Origin of the sequence: Bartonella vinsonii subsp. vinsonii, assembly GCF_902825235.1 — a bacterium.
GTDB classification, from domain to species: Bacteria; Pseudomonadota; Alphaproteobacteria; order Rhizobiales; family Rhizobiaceae; genus Bartonella; species Bartonella vinsonii.
Map to the genome: position 1 here is coordinate 1 of NZ_CADEAJ010000027.1, position 2,583 is coordinate 2,583.

Annotated in this window: 2 protein-coding genes and 1 pseudogene; all 3 read right to left on the reverse strand. The window is 49.9% G+C overall.

Annotated elements, in window-relative coordinates:
- Positions 1–1,801, reverse strand: a 1,801-nt coding sequence (locus J7R12_RS08470) for a transposase domain-containing protein (protein ID WP_208439056.1), incomplete at its 3' end; no start/stop codon positions are given.
- Complete coding sequence (locus tag J7R12_RS08475) at positions 1,798–2,256, reverse strand: hypothetical protein (RefSeq protein ID WP_126602586.1); 459 nt, start codon at positions 2,254–2,256, stop codon at positions 1,798–1,800. The genes J7R12_RS08475 and J7R12_RS08470, both read right to left, overlap by 4 nt.
- Positions 2,253–2,583, reverse strand: a pseudogene (locus J7R12_RS08480) (ParB/RepB/Spo0J family partition protein); the annotation flags it as partial. The gene J7R12_RS08475 and the pseudogene J7R12_RS08480, both read right to left, overlap by 4 nt.

The window sequence follows — 2,583 nt, forward strand, 5'->3', positions numbered from 1 at the left end:
GCTTGGATTTGAACGCTTCATCCTTTTTCTCAAGGCGCCCATAAACATCTGCCAAGTGATCAGGCGCAAGCTTTGCCGCTAGCTGCTTTTCTGCTTTAACAGCCTTCACATATTCTTTACGCAAACGTCCATTCAAGCGCGCCGCCTGCTGGTCATAAAAACCAACATCGCAAAGGCATGGTGCCAGACAAATCAACCGATTGTTCAAATCATAAACCCGCAAATCCTGATGCAAATGATCCGGATCAAAGCGCACAATCACCTTTTGCCCCGCATGCTCATTCAATGCCCGCGCCCAATAACGATTGCCATAAAAATGAATCTCGCCCGTCCCCTTTTGCGCACGCAATCCTTCAGATGTTAAAAGCCATAAAGCCCGTTGTGCCGCCGTTGCTTGCCGAATAATCGTTCCCTCTGCTTGCAAGCTTTCTGCAAAGGTCTCATCAAAACTACGCCCCGCACAATTAACCGCCTTGCGCCCTGTTTGCGCATTATGCACACAAATTTGCGCACCAACATGGGCTTTAAACTCTTCAAATTCTATGGCGCGCTTACCATAATCTTCAGGCTTGGCATCTGGTTTATTGCCCGTATAAGCCCCCGCACAAAAGGGATGTTTCGAAATCGCTTCTGCCAGATCACGCCATGCCCGCTCAATCGGTTTAGACTGCCCGCTATAAGGTGTTGTCCATTGCAATTGCACCCCCAAACTCGTCAAAAGCCCTTGCGGATCATCCGGCTTAATCTTAAAACGAAAGCGCTTTTGCACACCTCCAGAAATCCACTTGCTGGTAAAAGCACGCCCATTATCCAAGGTCATACGCTCTGGTATTCCATAAGCCTCCACCATATCCCCAATCACCAAACGTACGATTTCCCAAGTCTCGGCATCAGACAAGCGCCACGATAAAATCTTGCCCGAATAAAGATCTTGAATGGCAATCAGATAAAGCCGCACAGGCTTCTCTCCCCAAGGAACGCTCACAAAAACATCTAGCTTATGCCCGTCCATATTCACCGCTTGCAAAGCATGCAGGCTCGAGCGATCACGCCGTTGTGCCGGATAAAGCTTTTTTGCCTTTTCTTCTCCCTCACGCGCTAAAACCACAACCGCTTTGGAAATTTGCCTGTTAAAACGACGCCGCAAAGCCCGCTCAGAAGGAATGGGCTCCCCCCCCCGTTCTTGTGCAACCGAAACCATGCGCCGATAACACGCCGAAAATGCCGGTTTAGAGGGGCGCAAATAATCCGAACAAAAAACCTCCCACGCTCCCTCATGACAAGGGGCAAATTGCGAAACATTCTCTTCACCATAACAAGGCGCTAAGGCTGCCAACCAATCAGGGCGCTCATAGCCCTCTACCCTCTGCCGCCAATTAAAAAGCGACATCCGGCTCACACCAAATTGCACCGCAGTGCTTGTTGCCGCATCATGCACACCTAGACCATCATGGATCAAATCATTCATAAAACAAAGTGCCTTCAAACGCTCTTCACAACGCCTTTTATGCGCCTTTGAAAGCCCCTCATAACGCACCCAAATGCTTGTCTTTTGCTCCCCTTGCATTTGTTTCACATCAACAGCCCCACCAAACCGCACCAACAATGCCGCCTTTGCCCCCTCCGGTAATAAAGAAATGTGAACTTCTACAATAGGTCGAGAAACCCCTTTAACTTTACGTGTCAATTCACTTTGATGACGCCATTTCGTCGACAAAATCTTACGCAATCCACCTTTACTTTTCGGCAACCCTAGAAAAGCCGCCTCAGTCAACTCGGCAATACTAAACCATTCCTTCATGGCTGCCCCCTTTTAATGCGAACCGGCGTTGCGCGCATGGCTTTCAATCGCGCCGCAATCTCCCGCTGTTCCTGCTGAAGCCTAGTAATTTCTGCTAACCGCGCCTCATCCCCTTGCAACAGCAACAATCCATCTTCACTCACCACCTCATCCCAGAGCCAAAATGCCTCTGTCGCCCGCACAAATGCCTTAAACCGCGGCAGATAAATATCCACCTGCTTACTTTCCGCGACATAAGCATCCAAACTTGCCTTGCTTAAACACCCAATCCCCAAATAATGCGCCATACGCTCCGCAATCACACTGCGTTCAACTCGGCATTCACGCAAAGCCCGCGCCATGGCACGCTTCATGCGTGAGCGAAACCGAACCAAATCAATCTGTGCAACCGGTTCACGGCAGGGAAAAACCGGCTTTTGAAAAAAATCAAGCTGTTGGGAACCATGCCTCTTCATGACAGCACCTCCCCCCGTTCTCTTGCAAGATAATCACAAAACCGCTCCCGCGTTTGCGCATCCACCCTCTGCCAAACACCCAATAACTGCGCAAAAATCTGTTCCTGTTCATTAATTTGCGGGGGCGTATTAATCCCATTGACCAAATCAACAGCCCGCCGTAAATCCCCCTCAACCTGTTGCAAAGCAACCGCCACCCACCGTTGCGCAACCGGCTCCATCTTGGCTAATTTCAACAGCTGCGCTTGATTATCTGCCAATGCTGTCCCCCGCAAAACAGAGCGCAACTCCGGCTGTAAATGCCGAGCAATACTGTTAAGACGTTTC

Bases quoted from the DNA above. Each gene is read 5' to 3' on its own strand.
- J7R12_RS08475 (WP_126602586.1), bottom strand. From the start codon at position 2,256: ATGAAGAGGCATGGTTCCCAACAGCTTGATTTTTTTCAAAAGCCGGTT.